The 16,283-nt window shown below is 72.6% G+C and carries 12 protein-coding genes and 1 pseudogene; 10 read left to right on the top strand and 3 right to left on the bottom strand.

Annotated features, from left to right (window positions below):
- Nucleotides 1–97: 97 nt before the first annotated feature.
- The gene (locus ACFWI8_RS29885) at nucleotides 98–505 is read right to left on the bottom strand and encodes a Dabb family protein (protein ID WP_387097965.1); all 408 of its coding nucleotides are present in this window, start codon (nucleotides 503–505) and stop codon (nucleotides 98–100) included.
- Between the two features lie 129 nt (nucleotides 506–634).
- On the bottom strand, nucleotides 635–2,293 hold the full coding sequence (locus ACFWI8_RS29880) for a helix-turn-helix domain-containing protein (protein ID WP_387097962.1): 1,659 nt from the start codon (nucleotides 2,291–2,293) through the stop codon (nucleotides 635–637).
- Nucleotides 2,294–2,521: 228 nt separating this feature from the next.
- Here ACFWI8_RS29880 and ACFWI8_RS29875 point away from each other — a divergent pair, with 228 nt between their 5' ends.
- The 8 genes from ACFWI8_RS29875 to ACFWI8_RS29840 all read left to right on the top strand — a co-directional run bounded on the left by ACFWI8_RS29875 (nucleotide 2,522) and on the right by ACFWI8_RS29840 (nucleotide 11,820).
- The gene (locus ACFWI8_RS29875; RefSeq protein WP_387097959.1) at nucleotides 2,522–3,448 is read left to right on the top strand and encodes a proline dehydrogenase family protein; all 927 of its coding nucleotides are present in this window, start codon (nucleotides 2,522–2,524) and stop codon (nucleotides 3,446–3,448) included.
- Nucleotides 3,449–3,508: 60 nt separating this feature from the next.
- Entirely contained in the window at nucleotides 3,509–5,140 is a 1,632-nt protein-coding gene (pruA, locus tag ACFWI8_RS29870) for an L-glutamate gamma-semialdehyde dehydrogenase (protein WP_387097956.1), read from the top strand.
- Nucleotides 5,141–5,311: 171 nt separating this feature from the next.
- Nucleotides 5,312–5,491: a hypothetical protein gene (locus ACFWI8_RS29865; protein ID WP_311603369.1), complete on the top strand. Its 180-nt coding sequence runs from the start codon at nucleotides 5,312–5,314 to the stop codon at nucleotides 5,489–5,491.
- 69 nt (nucleotides 5,492–5,560) lie between these two features.
- On the top strand, nucleotides 5,561–6,604 hold the full coding sequence (locus ACFWI8_RS29860; RefSeq protein WP_387097953.1) for a 3-isopropylmalate dehydrogenase: 1,044 nt from the start codon (nucleotides 5,561–5,563) through the stop codon (nucleotides 6,602–6,604).
- 253 nt (nucleotides 6,605–6,857) lie between these two features.
- Nucleotides 6,858–7,961, top strand: a complete 1,104-nt coding sequence (locus ACFWI8_RS29855; RefSeq protein WP_387097950.1) for a branched-chain amino acid aminotransferase — start codon at nucleotides 6,858–6,860, stop codon at nucleotides 7,959–7,961.
- A gap of 235 nt (nucleotides 7,962–8,196) precedes the next feature.
- The gene (gene cimA, locus ACFWI8_RS29850; protein WP_387097947.1) at nucleotides 8,197–9,843 is read left to right on the top strand and encodes a citramalate synthase; all 1,647 of its coding nucleotides are present in this window, start codon (nucleotides 8,197–8,199) and stop codon (nucleotides 9,841–9,843) included.
- A 154-nt stretch (nucleotides 9,844–9,997) separates the two neighbouring features.
- The gene (locus tag ACFWI8_RS29845; protein ID WP_311603347.1) at nucleotides 9,998–11,602 is read left to right on the top strand and encodes an acyl-CoA carboxylase subunit beta; all 1,605 of its coding nucleotides are present in this window, start codon (nucleotides 9,998–10,000) and stop codon (nucleotides 11,600–11,602) included.
- 20 nt (nucleotides 11,603–11,622) lie between these two features.
- Nucleotides 11,623–11,820 carry an acyl-CoA carboxylase subunit epsilon gene (locus ACFWI8_RS29840; RefSeq protein ID WP_311603346.1) on the top strand — a complete coding sequence of 66 codons (198 nt, stop codon included), beginning with the start codon at nucleotides 11,623–11,625 and terminating at the stop codon, nucleotides 11,818–11,820.
- A 76-nt stretch (nucleotides 11,821–11,896) separates the two neighbouring features.
- Here ACFWI8_RS29840 and ACFWI8_RS29835 read toward each other — a convergent pair whose 3' ends face one another.
- Complete coding sequence (locus tag ACFWI8_RS29835) at nucleotides 11,897–12,076, bottom strand: hypothetical protein (protein WP_387097943.1); 180 nt, start codon at nucleotides 12,074–12,076, stop codon at nucleotides 11,897–11,899.
- A gap of 603 nt (nucleotides 12,077–12,679) precedes the next feature.
- Between ACFWI8_RS29835 and ACFWI8_RS29830 the strand changes: the two genes are divergently transcribed.
- Both ACFWI8_RS29830 and ACFWI8_RS29825 read left to right on the top strand, forming a co-directional pair.
- Nucleotides 12,680–16,171, top strand: a complete 3,492-nt coding sequence (locus ACFWI8_RS29830; RefSeq protein WP_387097940.1) for a nitrate- and nitrite sensing domain-containing protein — start codon at nucleotides 12,680–12,682, stop codon at nucleotides 16,169–16,171.
- 11 nt (nucleotides 16,172–16,182) lie between these two features.
- Nucleotides 16,183–16,283 (top strand): annotated as a pseudogene (locus ACFWI8_RS29825) (roadblock/LC7 domain-containing protein); the annotation flags it as partial.

Genomic DNA, 16,283 nt, shown 5'->3' with positions numbered 1-16,283 from the left:
CCCACCCTGGCCCGCCTATTATCGCCCCGGGTGGGTGGGTTCTAACCGGGGGGGCCCGGGCCCCGGGGGGCGCCCCCGCGCCCGCGGCGGCTCGCGGTCAGGCGTCGGCGGCGAGCCGGACGTCCGGGATCGAGTCGAGCAGCGCGGCCCAGTCCGGGTAGGCGGCCAGCTTCTTCTGGTGCATCGCCATCAGCGTGGCGGCCAGTTCCGGGTCCTCGTCGTCGGACATCCGGATCGCTGAGAGGCGCGACAGGTGCGGCACGATCTCGAAGTCGCCCGCGAGATGGACCGGGTCGTACAGGTACCGGTCGAGCGACTCCAGGTCCGCTATGCCCGCGAGATAGGTGTGGGTGAACCCGTCGGCGGGATCGCCGAGATCCCGGCCGACGGCCGAGAACGAGACGGACTCGACGCTCGCCGTGCGGCGCATCGCCGCCAGCACGGCCGCCCGCTGCTCGTCGGTGGTCCCGTCCTTGAAGCTGAATCGCAGGATGTTGACGATCACGCGTCTCCTCCAGGTTTCGTGGCGCGCGTTTGAACTTGCTGGTTCAGAATAGCGGACTGAGCGGTAGGGAGACGGGCGTGCGCTCCTGGGCTCAGGGGTGGACGGGGGAGTGGGCCGTGCGGCGCCGCCTCAGCGCAGCCGCGCCGCCTTGAGCGCCATGTGCAGCAGCAGCCGGTCCTCGCCTTCGGCGAGGTCGAGGCCGGTGAGGTGGGCGATCCTGGAGAGCCGGTAGTAGAGGGTCTGCCGGTGGATGCCGAGGGCCGCCGCGGCGCGCGCGGCCTGGCCCGCGTGGTCGAGGAACGCCTCGGCGGTGCGGGCGAGTTCACGGTGCTCGGCGCGGAGCAGCGGGCGGACCGCCGGGTCGGGCGGAACGTCGGCCAGCGCCGAGAGCAGCCGGTAGGGGCCGAGGTCGCGCCAGTCGGCCACGCCGCCGAACCGGTCCTCCGCGGCGGCGACCCGGGCGGCGGCCAGCGCCTCGGGCCAGGCACCGGCCAACTCGGCGACCCCGCGCCGCACGGACCCGATGCCGGCGGACGTGCCGTGCGGTGCCCGGTTCATCAGGTTCATGGCGACGGCGCGGGCGGTGCGCGGTCGTACCAGGACGGCCAACGCCTGCCGCGGCTGACCGTCGTCCGCCACCGAGGCCCGCACCCCGCGTGACCGGCGCGCGGCGGCCGCGTACGTGGGCCCTCCGGGCTGGGGCCGGCGGGCCTCGGGGGCCGACTCTCCCTCGGTGTTCCCCTGCCCTCCGGCCGAAGGGGCCGATGGCGGGTCGCCGGTATCCGGGTCCGGCTCGTCGGGGGCTGGTGTCCCGCCCTCGTCGTCGGCTGTTCCGGCCGGCTCCGGTGGGCCGGTCGACCGGCGGCCCTGGGCCGCTCCGCCCGTGGCGGGCGGAGCCTGTACCGTCTCGGACGCCTCGGTCGGGGCCGCGGCGTGCGGGCCGGCATCGCGTCGACCTTCCGCCGGTGGAGCCGGCGTGGTCGCCTCGGTCGCGACCCCGGCGCCGGCCGGGGAGCGCCCCGGCGGGCCGGTGGTGTCTGCGGCGCGCCGGCCGGGGCGCCGCCGGGGTTCGGCCGGCGTGATCGCCTCGCCCGTGTCGGGGGTTGGGCCGCGGCGCCGGGCCCCGCCGGCCGCGGGCCGGGCGGTGGCCGAGCCGCCGGCGGGCAACAGGCAGAGGGCGAGGGCGCCGGGGGCCACCGCGGGGTCGGCCGGGGGATCCTGCCGCCACGGCAGGACCGCGGCCACCGTCAGCGGCCCCTCGGCCGCCGGGCCGAGGGCCATGGCCAACTCGGCGGCGAGTTCCGGCCTGGTCGGGTCGCCGGGGTCGGCGGTCAGCACGGCGCGCAGCAGTGCCCCCACCCGCGCGCCCGCCCGCGTCTCCGCCGCCAGCAGGGCGCCTATCGGCGCCGCGGCCGCTATCGCGGCGGCCAGCCGGGGGTCGTCGAGCGGGGTGCCGCCCTCGTCGAGCAGCCAGATGTAGCCCTCGACGACACCCCCGTGCCGGACCGGCAGGCAGATCCGGCCGGTGAGCACCCCGGCCGCCGGGTCCGGGGGGATCCGGACCGGTCCTGTGGCCCGGGTGATGCCGAAGCTCTCGAACCACCGCCGCACCGCGACCGTGGACCGCCTGCGCAGGATCGACCGCGTCCTGATCGGGTCCATCACCCGGTCGTCCTCGCTGTCGTGGACGCCGTACGCGATCAGCCCGAAGTCCCGGCTCTCCAGGGTCGCCGGGGTCCCGAGCAGCGCCGAGACCTCGTCGACCAGGTCCTGATACTCCGTCCGCACGCCTCGCCGTCACCTTTCCTGTTGCGTCCGCCGCGTCGTGTCGTGTCCGGTCGCGTCGGGCGGGGGGCCTCCGCTGACCATTCTGGTACAGCGGTCATACACATGTCTGAGATCCCGGACCTGGCCGCCGGACAGCTGTCGATGGCGAGTGACCCGGGCGTTCCCTACCTTCACGGGTAAGCCGCACCCTCCGGCTCGTCTTCGCCGACTCTTTACGTGGAGGTGCCCGTGCTGGGACCCGTCCTACTCGCGGCGGCACGCAGCGACACCGTCCGGCGGCTCGTCTCGGGGGCGCCCGTCACCCGTCAGGTCGTGGAGCGTTTCGTCCCCGGTGAGCGGCTGGAGACGGCGCTGGCCGCCGCCGCACGACTGCTGGCCGACGGCCTGGAGGTGACGTTCGATCATCTGGGCGAGGACGTCACCGACGTCGCCAGCGCGCTGCGCAGCCGGGACGCCTGCCTGGCGCTCGTCGAGGCGCTGGCCGGCGAGGACCTCGGCACCCGCGCCGAGGTCTCGGTCAAGCTGTCCGCCTTCGGCCAGGCGCTGCCCGGCGGCCACGACCTGGCGCTGCGCCACGTGCTGCCGGTGGTGGAGGCCGCGGCGGCGGCCGGCACCACGGTCACCCTGGACATGGAGGACCACACCACCACCGACTCGACGCTGGCGATCCTGGCCGAGCTGCGCGAGCGGTTCCCCGAGACGGGCGCGGTGGTGCAGTCGTACCTGTTCCGCACGGAGAAGGACTGCCAGACGCTGGCGGCCTCGGGGGCCAGGGTGCGCCTGGTCAAGGGGGCGTACCGGGAGCCGGCGTCCGTGGCGTACCAGCACCGGGCCGAGGTGGACCGGGCCTACGTCAGGTGCCTGCGGATCCTGCTGGCCGGCGACGGCTACCCCATGGTCGCCACCCACGACCCACGTCTGGTCGCCGTCGCGCAGGCGCTCGCCGCGCGCCTCGGCCGGCGACCCGGATCGTACGAGTTCCAGATGCTCTACGGGATCCGGCCGGTCGAGCAGCGCCGGCTGGCGGCCGAGGGGCACCGGATGCGGGTCTACCTGCCCTACGGCACCGACTGGTACGGCTACTTCATGCGCCGGCTCGCCGAGCGCCCGGCGAACCTCGCCTTCTTCGCCCGCTCGCTGGCCGGGCGCCGCTGACCCGCGCCCCGACACGCTGCCCGACCCACCCGCGACCACGTGAGAAGGAGTGTCCAGGTCATGGACGGAGTGACCCAGGTACCCGCGCCGGCGAACGAGCCCGTGCACAGCTACGCCCCGGGCTCCGCCGAGCGCGCCCGCCTCGAACGCAAGCTCAAGGAGCTGGCCGACAACCCGATGGAGCTGCCCATGACCATCGGGGGCGTGCGCCGGATGGGCGGCGGCGAGCGGTTCGACGTCGTGCAGCCGCACAACCACCGGGCGAGGCTCGGCACGGCGGCCCACGCCACCCGGCAGGACGCCCAGGACGCGGTCGACGCCGCGCTGGCCGCGGCCCCCGGGTGGCGCTCGCTCTCCTTCGACGACCGGGCCGCCGTCTTCCTCAAGGCCGCCGAACTGCTGTCGGGGCCCTGGCGGGAGACCATCGCCGCCTCGACCATGCTGGGCCAGTCCAAGACGATCCAGCAGGCCGAGATCGACGCGCCCTGCGAGCTGATCGACTTCTGGCGGTTCAACGTGCACTTCGCCCGCGAGATCCTGGCCGAGCAGCCGCCGGTGCAGCCCAAGGGCGTGTGGAACCGGATGGACTTCCGGCCGCTTGAGGGCTTCGTCTACGCGATCACCCCGTTCAACTTCACCGCGATCGCCGGCAACCTGCCCACCGCCCCGGCCCTGATGGGCAACGTGGTGGTGTGGAAGCCGTCGCCGACCCAGACACACTCGGCGGTGCTGCTGATGCGGCTGCTCGAGGAGGCGGGGCTGCCGCCCGGGGTCGTCAACCTGGTGACCGGCGACGGCCGCGAGGTGTCCGAGGTGGCGCTGCCCCACCCCGACCTGGCGGGCATCCACTTCACCGGCTCGACCACGACGTTCCGCTACCTGTGGCAGCAGGTCGGCGCGCACATCGAGCGGTACCGCAACTACCCGCGGATCGTCGGCGAGACCGGCGGCAAGGACTTCATCGTGGCCCACCCGACCGCCGACCCGGCGGTGCTGCGCACCGCGATCACCCGGGGCGCCTTCGAGTACCAGGGCCAGAAGTGCTCGGCGGCCTCCCGCGCCTACGTGCCGCGCTCGCTGTGGGAGGGCGGGCTGCGGGACGAGCTCGTCGCGGAGACCGAGGGCCTGACGATGGGCGACCCGAGCGACCTGTCGAACTTCATGGCCGCGGTCATCGACGAGCGCGCCTTCGCCAAGAGCAAGGCGGCCATCGACCGGGCCAGGACCGACCCGTCCTGCGAGATCGTCGCGGGCGGCACCTACGACGACTCGGTCGGCTACTTCGTCAGGCCGACGGTGCTGACCTGCTCCGACCCGGACAACGAGGTGTTCTCGACCGAGTACTTCGGCCCGATCATCGCCGTCCACGTCTACGAGGACGACACCTTCGACACCATGCTCGAACAGATGGAGTCGGTGGCGGCCTACGCGCTGACCGGGGCCGTGCTGGCCGGGGACCGGGCGGTGGCGGCCAGGGCCAGCGAGCGGCTGCGGTACGCGGCGGGCAACTTCTACCTCAACGACAAGCCCACGGGGTCGGTCGTCGGTCAGCAGCCCTTCGGCGGGGCGCGGGCCTCCGGCACCAACGACAAGGCGGGCTCCAAGTTCAACCTGCTGCGGTGGACCTCGCCGAGGGTGATCAAGGAGACCCAGGTGCCGCCGACCGACTACCGCTATCCACACATGGGCTGAGCCCTCCGGACGGGCGCGGGGGAGCCGGATCGGGTGATTCGCGTCTCACATACTAGGACGGTCAAGTATTTGGCGAGACAACACTGTGGATCACCGCTACTTTTGTGGAGGCTCGCAGGCCGGGCAGCGTCGCCCGGCCGCTCCACACTCCCCGCGCCTGGAGCTGATCCCATGGACGCAACGCTGCCCATGACCACCGTCACCCGCCCGCGCTCGGCCGACGACTCGGCCCTGACGAGGGCCCGCGCCGCGGCCCGGGCCGCCAGGGACACCACCCGCCGTCGCGCGGCCGTCGCGCTCCAGCGCGCCCTGGACCGGCGGGACAACGGCGCCGAGTTCGACGAGGACTGAGCCGCACCCCAGCCGTCCGGATGATGGACGAGGTGGTGTCAGACCGTGGGACGGCGTTAGGGTCCTCCCATGGCTCGCAGCATCGATCTCGCGGTGATTCCCGGTGACGGCATCGGTCCCGAAGTGGTGGACCAGGGACTCAAGGTCCTGACCGCCGTCCTGCCCGGCGACGTCAAGCTGGAGACCACCACCTACGACCTCGGCGCCAAGCGGTGGCACGCCACCGGCGAGACGCTGCCGGACGCGGAGCTCGAGCGGCTGAAGGGTCACGACGCGATCCTGCTCGGCGCCATCGGTGACCCCACGGTGCCGTCCGGGGTGCTGGAGCGGGGGCTGCTGCTCAAGCTGCGCTTCGTGTTCGACCACTATGTGAACCTGCGTCCCAGCAAGCTGTTCCCCAACACCCCGACCCCGCTGGCCGGCCGCCCCGACATCGACTTCGTCGTCGTCCGTGAGGGCACCGAGGGCCTCTACGTCGGCAACGGTGGCTCGGTGCGCACCGGCACCCCCGCCGAGATCGCCAACGAGGTCAGCGTCAACACCGCCTACGGCGTGGAGCGGGTCGTCCGGGACGCGTTCGAGCGGGCCGCCGCCCGGCCGCGGAAGAAGCTCACCCTGGTCCACAAGACCAACGTGCTGGTGCACGCCGGCCACCTGTGGCAGCGCACCGTGGACCGGGTCGCCCAGGAGTACCCGCGGGTCAGCACCGACTACCTGCACGTGGACGCGGCGACCATCTTCCTGGTCACCCAGCCCGAGCGGTTCGACGTGATCGTCACGGACAACCTCTTCGGCGACATCCTCACCGACCTGGCCGCGGCCGTCACCGGCGGCATCGGCCTCGCCGCCTCGGGCAACATCAACCCGACCGGCGCCTTCCCCTCGATGTTCGAGCCGGTCCACGGCTCCGCGCCGGACATCGCGGGCACCGGCAAGGCCGACCCGACGGCCACCGTGCTCTCCGTCGCCCTGCTGCTGCGTCACCTCGGCCACGAGGCGGAGGCCGCCCGCGTCGAGGAGGCGGTCACCGCCGACCTCGCCGAGCGCGACGCCGCCGCCCCGCGCTCCACCGACGCGATCGGCGACGCGCTCGCGGCCCGAGTATCCGGCTGACGACGCCGGCACGCCGCCCCATCCCCACCAGGCCGCCGGCACGCCCGGCGGCCTGGGAAACTCTGCCGCCGGCTGGCACCATCACCCCAGGGCCGCCCCCCGTGCGCATGCCGCCGCACCCCGCGCCATAATCGACCGCACACCGGTCATCTCATACGCGGGGCCGTCGCGCATCCGGATGCTCGGACGTCCTAGTACCAACCCGGCGCGGGCTCGCGGTCCGCCCACCCGATACGTGAAGGACTCGCTCACCATGACGACCCCCATCACCTTCGACCTCAAGCCCTCCACCCAGCCGCTCTCCGAGGCCGAGCGTGCCGCCGCGATGGCCGAGCCCGGCTTCGGCCGGTACTTCACCGACCACATGGTCACCATCCGCTACACCGAGGGCCGCGGCTGGCACGACGCCACCCTCCAGCCGTACGCCCCGATCCCGCTCGACCCGGCGACCATGGCGCTGCACTACGGGCAGGAGATCTTCGAGGGCCTCAAGGCATACCGGCAGCCCGACGGCTCCGTCGTCACCTTCCGCCCCGACGCCAACGCCCGCCGCTTCCAGCGCTCGGCCAGGCGGCTCGGCATGCCCGAGCTACCGGTCGAGACCTTCGTCGAGGCCATCGACGTGCTGGTCGCGCAGGACGCGGCCTGGGTGCCGAGCGGCGCCGGTCAGACGCTCTACCTGCGGCCCTTCATGTTCGCCACCGAGGTGGGCCTCGGCATCAACCGGCCGGCCAACGAGTACCTCTTCATGGTGATCGCCTCGCCGGCCGGCGACTACTTCGCGGGCGGCGTGAAGCCCGTCTCCGTCTGGCTGTCCAACGAGTACGTGCGCGCCGCCCCCGGTGGCACCGGCGAGGCCAAGTGCGCGGGCAACTACGCGGCCGCCTTCCTCGCCCAGGCCGAGGCGGTCAGGCACGGCTGCGACCAGGTGGTCTGGCTGGACGCGGTGGAGCGTCGCTTCGTCGAGGAGATGGGCTCCTCCAACCTCTACTTCGTGCGGGGGAGCGGCTCCGAGGCGCGGATCTACACGCCCGAGCTCACCGGCACCCTGCTGCCCGGCATCACCCGCGACTCGCTGCTGACCATCGCCGCCGACCTCGGCTACCCGACCGAGGAGTTCCGGATCACCGTGGACGACTGGCGGCGGGAGAGCGAGAGCGGCGCCATCACCGAGGTCTTCGCCTGCGGCACCGCCTCGGTGATCACCCCGGTCGGCTCGGTCAAGTCGAGCGATGGCGCCTGGACCATCGCCGACGGGCAGGCCGGCCAGATCACCCTGGGACTGCGCGAGGCCCTGGTGGACATCCAGACCGGGCGCGCCGAGGACCGGCACGGCTGGCTGCACCGCGTCGCCTAGGTCCTGCCGCCCGGACAGGGCCTAAGCGCGGCGTCCGGATCCTGAGACAGCGGGTGGCACGGGCGTCCGCCTGTGCCACACTCGCTGCCATGCTCTCGTTCGCCAGCATTATTGGCAGCTAGCGCGCCGGTCACCCAGTCCCCGACCCGCGCGCAGACCTCTCGCATCCGCGAGGGGTCTTTTCGTTTTCCGGCACACTTGACCGTAGAGGGTTCGACAGGAGTTCCGTACCACCATGACCAGCAAGGACGAGCCGGGCACCCAGGCCCCGGGCGACGGCTTCCACGTCTTCGACACCACCCTGCGGGACGGCGCCCAGCGGGAGGGCATCACGCTCACCGTCGCCGACAAGCTGACCATCGCCCGTCACCTCGACGACTTCGGCGTCGGCTTCATCGAGGGCGGGTGGCCGGGGGCCAACCCCAGGGACACCGAGTTCTTCCAGCGGGCCCGCGCCGAGATCCCGTTCCGGCACGCCAAGCTGGTCGCCTTCGGATCGACCCGCAGGGCGGGCGTCGCCGTGGCGGACGACCCGCAGGTGCGGGCGCTGCTCGACTCCGAGGCCCCGGTGGTCACGCTCGTCGCCAAGGCCCACGACCGGCACGTCGAGCTGGCGCTGCGCACCACGCTGGCCGAGAACCTGGCCATGATCGAGGACACCGTCAGCCACCTGCGTGCCCACGGCCGCCGGGTCTTCGTCGACTGCGAGCACTTCTTCGACGGCCACGCCGCCAACCCCGACTACGCGCTCGACGTCGTGCGCACCGCCCACCGGGCCGGCGCCGACGTGGTGGTGCTCTGCGACACCAACGGCGGCATGCTCCCCGCGCAGGTGCAGGCCGTGGTGCGCACGGTGGTGACCGACACCGGCGCCCGGATCGGCATCCACGCCCAGGACGACACCGGCTGCGCGGTGGCCAACACGCTGGCCGCCGTGGACGGCGGCGCCACCCATGTGCAGTGCACGGCCAACGGCTACGGCGAGCGGGTCGGCAACGCCAACCTCTTCCCGGTGGTCGCGGCCCTGGAGCTCAAGTACGACCGGCGGGTGCTGCCGCCAGGTTCGCTCACCGAGATGACCCGCATCTCGCACGCGATCGCGGAGGTCGTCAACCTCACCCCGGCCACCCACCAGCCCTACGTCGGCGTCTCCGCCTTCGCGCACAAGGGCGGGCTGCACGCCTCGGCGATCAAGGTGGACCCCGACCTCTACCAGCACATCGACCCCGAGCGCGTGGGCAACTCGATGCGGATGCTGGTCTCCGACATGGCGGGCCGGGCCTCCGTCGAGCTCAAGGGCCGGGAGCTCGGCTACGACCTGGCGGGGGACCGCGAGCTCGTCGGCCGGATCGTCGACCGGGTCAAGGCCCAGGAGCTCAAGGGCTTCAGCTACGAGGCGGCCGACGCCTCCTTCGAGCTGCTGCTGCGCGAGGAGGCCGACGGCGGCCCGCAGCGCTTCTTCCGGCTGGAGTCGTGGCGCACCATCACCGACCAGCGCGCCCTCTCCGGCACGGAGGCCGCCGGGACCGTCGAGACCGTGGAGAACGAGGCCACCGTCAAGCTGTGGGCCAAGGGCGAGCGGATCGTCGCCACCGGCGAGGGCAACGGTCCGGTGCACGCGCTCGACCAGGCGCTGCGCGCCGGCCTGGAGCGGACCTTCCCCGAGCTGGCCAGGCTCCAGCTGGTGGACTACAAGGTCCGCATCCTGGAGGGCAGGCAGGGCACCCAGTCCACCACCCGGGTGCTGATCACCACCAGCGACGGCACCGCCGAGTGGTCCACGGTGGGCGTCGCGGACAACGTCATCGCCGCCTCCTGGCAGGCGCTCGACGACGCCTACACCTACGGGCTGCTGCGCGCCGGGGTGCGCCCCAACGAGTGAGCCGGGCGGTCGGGCACTGTGGGGAGCTCACAGTGCCCTCGCGTCCTTCGCTGTGCTTTTCCGCGCTCTATGTGCGGCGCGGCCATCAAACGGCGGCGGAGACTGTACGGATCTGACGAGGGCGGCACCGGCGCACGTTTCGTAGGGTCTATACATGACCGATCAAGCCGCGGCCGAAGCGCCGAACGCGCCAGACACGGTGACCGCCATCGACGCCCACGGCCGCGTGGCGGAGCTGCGGGCCATCCGCGAGGAGGCGGTGCGCGGCCCCTCGGAGAAGGCGACCGAGGCGCAGCACGCCAAGGGGAAGCTGACCGCCAGGGAGCGGATCGATCTGCTGCTCGACCCCGACTCGTTCCGCGAGGTGGGCATGTTGCGGCGGCACCGGGCCACGGGCTTCGGTCTCGAGGCCAAGCGCCCCTACACGGACGGCGTGGTCACCGGCTACGGCACGGTGCACGGGCGCCAGGTCTTCGTCTACGCGCACGACTTCCGGATCTTCGGCGGGGCGCTCGGCGAGGCCCACGCCGCCAAGATCCACAAGATCATGGACATGGCCATGGCGGCCGGCGCGCCGCTCGTGTCGTTGAACGACGGCGCGGGCGCGCGCATCCAGGAGGGCGTCGTGGCCCTCGCCGGCTACGGCGGTATCTTCCAGCGCAACACCAGGGCGTCCGGGGTCATCCCGCAGATCTCGGTGATGCTCGGCCCCTGCGCCGGCGGCGCGGCCTACTCGCCGGCGCTGACGGACTTCGTGTTCATGGTGCGGGAGACCGCCCAGATGTTCATCACGGGGCCCGACGTCGTCAAGACCGTCACCGGCGCGGACGTCACGCACAACGGCCTGGGCGGCGCCGACGTGCACGCCGAGACCTCGGGCGTGGCGCACTTCGCCTACGACGACGAGGAGTCCTGCCTGGAGGAGGTCCGCTTCCTCCTCTCGCTGCTCCCGAGCAACAACCGCGAGAACCCGCCCGCCTCGCCCACCGAGGACCCGGTGGACCGCCGCTGCGAGGCGCTGGTCGACCTGGTCCCGGTCGACGGCAACCGCCCCTACGACATGCGGGCGGTCATCGAGGAACTGGTCGACGACGGCGAGTTCCTCGAGGTGCACGAGCGCTGGGCGACCAACCTCATCTGCGCGCTCGCCAGGTTCGACGGCCAGGTGGTGGGCATCGTCGCCAACCAGCCGCAGTCGCTGGCCGGCGTCCTCGACATCTCCGCCTCGGAGAAGGGCGCGCGCTTCGTCCAGATGTGCGACGCGTTCAACATCCCGATCCTCACGCTGCTGGACGTCCCCGGCTTCCTGCCGGGCGTCGACCAGGAGCACGGCGGCATCATCAGGCACGGCGCCAAGCTGCTGTACGCCTACTGCAACGCCACCGTGCCGCGGATCTCGCTGATCCTGCGGAAAGCGTACGGCGGCGCCTACATCGTGATGGACTCGCAGACCATCGGCGCCGACGTCACCCTGGCCTGGCCCACCAACGAGATCGCGGTGATGGGCGCCGAGGGCGCGGCCAACGTGATCTTCCGTCGGCAGATCGCCGCCGCCGAGGACCCCGAGGCCATGCGGTCGCGCATGGTCAAGGAGTACAAGGCGGAGCTGATGCACCCCTACTACGCGGCCGAGCGCGGCCTGGTGGACGACGTCATCGACCCGGCGGAGACCCGGCACGTGCTGATCCAGTCGCTGGCGATGCTGCGCAACAAGCACGCCGACCTGCCGGTCCGCAAGCACGGCAACCCGCCCCAGTGAGTGAAGGAGAACTCCGCGAGATGAGCAGCGACCCCCGTCTGGTGCGCGTGGAGAAGGGCGAGGCCAGCCCCGAGGAACTGGCCGCCGTCACCGCCCTGCTGGTGGCCCGTGCCGCCCGGCAGGACGCCGAGCCCACCGCCGCCGACCGCAGCACCGCCGGCTGGCGCCGTCTTGAGCGCAGCGCCGGCTACCGCGCCCCCCACAGCTGGCAGGGCTGACGCGCCGCCCCGCGCGCCCTGACACGCGAACGGCCCCCGGCTCGAAGCCGGGGGCCGTTCGCGTGTGAGACGTGGGTCAGGCGGCGTCCTCGCGCTCGTTGAGGACGGTGCGGCGCGGGTTGGCCGTGGCCCGGGGGAGCTCCGGCGTGCTCGCCTTGGGGCGCTCGCCCGGGGCGAGCACGCCGGCGTCGGAGAGGTGTGCCAGGGTGGTGCGCCGCGGGTTGGCGATGGAGCGCATGGTCAGGGTGCTCTTCACGGTGCTCTGCCTTGAGGTCTCTTGTCGTTTCGGGACGTTCTGTAAAGCGAGGCTAGGGCCGCTATACCCGTCGGAAGCGGGTAATCAGCCGTATGCTCGGTGTGAGTTTGCTCACGGCTACTCGGAGAAATGACCTCAAACCTGGACAGCCGATGAACGGGGCAAAGCGGTCATATGGCTTCATAGGTTTACTCCTTCCTCACGATAGCTACCCGTTGTGTGCTTGTTCGATGGGGGTGTGGTGCACAAAAGTCCGGTTTCTCCTTGCTGGCCGTGTACATGCCGTGACGAAGTGTCTCCATAGCGTCATAGATGTCACGGGAGCGTTCCCAGACCTTGTTGCGGATCGGCCACTGTGCTGGAATCACACGGACCGTCGCGGGTCGGCCACCGAAGCGAGGGGCGCACGCCAGTGCCACTCACCGCGCTGACCGCCAGACGCGTCGGTTGCCCACGACCGTTACGGGGCTCGTGTGCCCCCGGCTCGACACCGTCACGTCGTCGTCACGACGCGACGCTCAAGGTCCAGAGGTTGCGACGCCAGTGCAGGGACGTTTCAAGAGGGAAGGCAGTGCTGCGGGGGATGCGGAGCCTGGTGGTGTGATGGACCGCGGCTCCTCCGCCGGGTCCGGCCCAGGGGGCGGCGACCCGGCGCAGCACGCCGCGGGGGGTGAGCAGCCCGCCCAGGAGCCGGCTGCCACCGGTGCCGAGGAGAGCCCCGCGCCCGCCCGGCCCAGCCGCGCCGGATCGCGCCTCGCGCTGCGCAACTGGCGCATCAGCACCCGCCTGGTCTCGCTGATCGCGCTGCCCGTGGTCGCCGCCACCATCCTGGGCGGCTTCCGGATCCAGAACTCGATGGAGGACATCGAGAAGCTGGACGACCTGCAGCTGCTCACCGACATGACCCAGGTGGCGACCCAGTTCGCCCAGGCGCTCCAGGAGGAGCGCGACCGCTCCGCAGGCCCGCTCGTCAGCAACCGCGGTCTGGACCGCAACAGCGACGAGGTCGTGGCGGCCCGTGAGCAGACCAACCAGGCCCTGCGTGCCTTCAGCGACGCCCGACTGCGCCTCACCGACACCGACGAGGCCATGCGCGGCGTGATCTCCACGGTGATCAACATCGGTCGCCAGGTCAACGAGATCAGCACCATCCGCCGGCAGGCCTACGAGGACCCGCAGAACGTCGGCCAGACGATCAGCGCCTACAACAACCTGATCGACTCGCTGCACAACCTCTCGCTCGACATGGCCCAGGCCACCAGCAACGGCGAGATGATCCGCTCCACCCGTGCGCTGGCCGCCTTCTCCTCGGCCAAGGAGCACGCCTCCATCCAGCGCGCCGTGATCACCGCGGGCCTCGCCCGCGACGAGATCCAGGGGCAGAGCGCCGACCTCTCCGACGCCGACTGGCGTCTCGGCCGCAACAGCAGCCTCAGCGAGGAGGCGCAGCTGGAGGCCTTCGCGCAGATCTACGGCCAGAGCCGGGCCAACGACCGGCTCGCCCCGCTCGAGGGCGGCGTCGCCAACATCACCCAGGCCGACCAGTACGCGCAGCGGGTCTTCTCCGCCCCCGAGGGCATCAGGAACTCGCCGGAGCGCAGCTACCGCAACTGGTACGAGCAGGACCGGACCAAGATCGACGCGATGAACGTCATCGAGGCCGAACTGCTGGCCGAGATGCAGGCCCAGGCCAACGCCCTGCGGGACGACGCCCAGCAAGAGGCCGTCATCAACGGCGCCGTCGTGATCCTGGTGCTCGGCATCTCGCTGGTCGGCGCCTTCGTGGTGGCCCGCTCCATGGTCCGCTCGCTGCGCCGGCTGCAGGAGACCGCCACCGAGGTCGCCCGCAAGCGGCTGCCCGAGGTCGTCAAGCAGATGTCCGAGGCCGAGCCCGAGGACGTGGACACCACCGTCGAGTCGGTCGGCGTCTACACCAGGGACGAGATCGGCAAGGTGGCCCAGGCGTTCGACGACGTCCACCGCGAGGCGGTCCGCCTCGCCGGTGAGCAGGCCCTGCTGCGGGGCAACGTCAACGCGATGTTCACCAACCTCTCGCGACGCAGCCAGGGCCTGATCCAGCGTCAGCTCTCCCTGATCTCCGAGCTCGAGTCGCGCGAGGCCGACCCGGACCAGCTGTCCTCGCTGTTCAAGCTCGACCACCTGGCCACCCGCATGCGCCGCAACGGCGAGAACCTGCTGGTCCTCGCCGGTGAGGAGCCGGGCCGCCGGTGGACCCGCCCGGTGCCGCTGGTCGACGTCCTGCGCGCCGCGGCCTCCGAGGTGGAGCAGTACGAGCGCATCGAGCTGAGCGCCGTCCCGAAGACGGAGGTCGCCGGCCGGGTCGTCAACGACCTGGTGCACCTGCTCGCCGAGCTGTTGGAGAACGCCACCTCGTTCTCCTCGCCCCAGACCAAGGTCAAGGTCACCGGTCACGCGCTGCCCGACGGCCGGGTTTTGGTGGAGATCCACGACACCGGCATCGGCCTGTCCCCCGAGGACCTGGCCGAGATCAACGACCGGCTCGCCAACCCGCCCACCGTCGACGTGTCGGTCTCCCGCCGCATGGGCCTGTTCGTGGTCGGCCGTCTTTCGCTGCGCCACGGCATCAGGATCCAGCTGCGGCCCTCCGACTCCGGTGGCACCACCGCCCTGGTGATGCTGCCCGCGGACGTCGCCCAGGGCGGCGCCAGGCCGCGTCCGGCGGCCCCGCCGACCGCTCCCGCCACCGCGACCCTGCAGCGCGAGACCCCGCCGACCCGCCGCCCCGGTGGCGAGGCCGGCGGACCCGCCCTGGACGGCGGTCGCGCCGCCGGCCAGCCGGCCGGCTGGCAGCGCAGCCTGGAGCGCAGCGAGTCCACCCGCCAGGTGCCCCGTCGCCCGAGCCGTCCCGAGCTGCCCTCGCGCCCGGTGGGCGCGTCGGGCCCCGGCGCCCCAGGACCCCGCCAGGGCGGGCCCCACGAGCCGCCCGCCGCGCCCCCCTCGATGCCCGAGCCGGCGATGCCCGGCGGCACCGGCGGTGGCCGGCCGAGCTGGGCCAGCATGGAGGACAGCGGCCGAATACCGGTGGTGCGCGGTGAGTCCGAGCAGCCCCGCGGGCACGACGACGGCGAGTCCGCCGGCACCGGCGAGTTCCCCGGGCCCGGTTACGGCGGCGGGCAGTCCGGCGTGCCAAGCCGCTCCTCGATGGCCGACGCCTTCGCCCGCCGCGAGCCGCGCCAGCAGCCGTCCCAGCCGCAGGCGCGGCCCGAGGACACCGGCGAGTTCGGCTTCCCGCCGGCCCGCCAGGCCCCGACCCCGGACCCGGTCGCCGGCTACCGGGCGGCCAGTGACCCGGCCGAGTTCAACACCCGCGAGTTCCCCGCCGTCCGCCCGGAGGAGCCACCGCAGCGGCGGACCGAACCGCGCCGCGACGCGTGGTCGGAGCCCGAGCGTGACTGGTCGCGCGGCGAGCCGGCCCGCCAGCCGGAGCCACAGCCGCAGTCGTACCAGCGTGAAGAGCCGCGCCCCGCGCCCTACCAGCGCCAGGAGCCGCCCCGGGCGCCCGACGAGTTGCGCGACCCGCTGCCCAGCCAGCGGCCCCAGCACGCCCCGGAACGCACCCCGATCTTCGAGGAGATGGAGTCGACGTGGTTCGGCCTGCGCCGCGCCAGCGCGCCGACCCCCTATCCCTCGCGGGAGCCGGCCGGCTCCCGGCAGTCCCCCCAGCAGTCGGCACAGCCCGTCCAGCAACGTCCCGCGAGTTCGGCACGTCCCGCCGTCCGGCAGGAGCAGCGCCAGACCACCGGTGAGATCGGCGCCCCGTGGCGTCCTTCGCCCAACGACGAGACCTGGCGGCAGGCCGAACAGCTGCGCCAGCCGTCCGCGGGTGGCGTCACCGACGCGGGGCTGCCCCGGCGGGTGCCGCGCGCCAACCTCATGGCGGGCGCGGCGCAGCCGGCGCAGCAACAGGCGGCCCCGGCCGGCCCGATGGTCTCCCGTAGCCCGGACGACGTCCGCGGCCGGCTGACCAACCTGCGGCGGGGGATTCAACAGGGGCGCCAGGCCGGTTCCACGGCCGGCCGGACAGACCGGGGCTTCGGCCCCATGTACCAGTAGGAGCGTTGGTTGTGAGCCCGATGAGCCAGGCGGCGCAGAACCTGAACTGGTTGATCACCAGTTTTGTGGAGAACACCCCTGGGGTGTCGCACACGGTGGTGGTTTCCGCTGA

It is taken from the genome of Streptomyces sp. NPDC127098, assembly GCF_042722465.1.
In the GTDB taxonomy this organism is placed as follows: domain Bacteria; phylum Actinomycetota; class Actinomycetes; order Streptomycetales; family Streptomycetaceae; genus Streptomyces; species Streptomyces millisiae.
The sequence above is the reverse complement of the archived record's forward strand: the minus strand, read 5'-3'. Positions and strand labels throughout refer to the sequence as shown.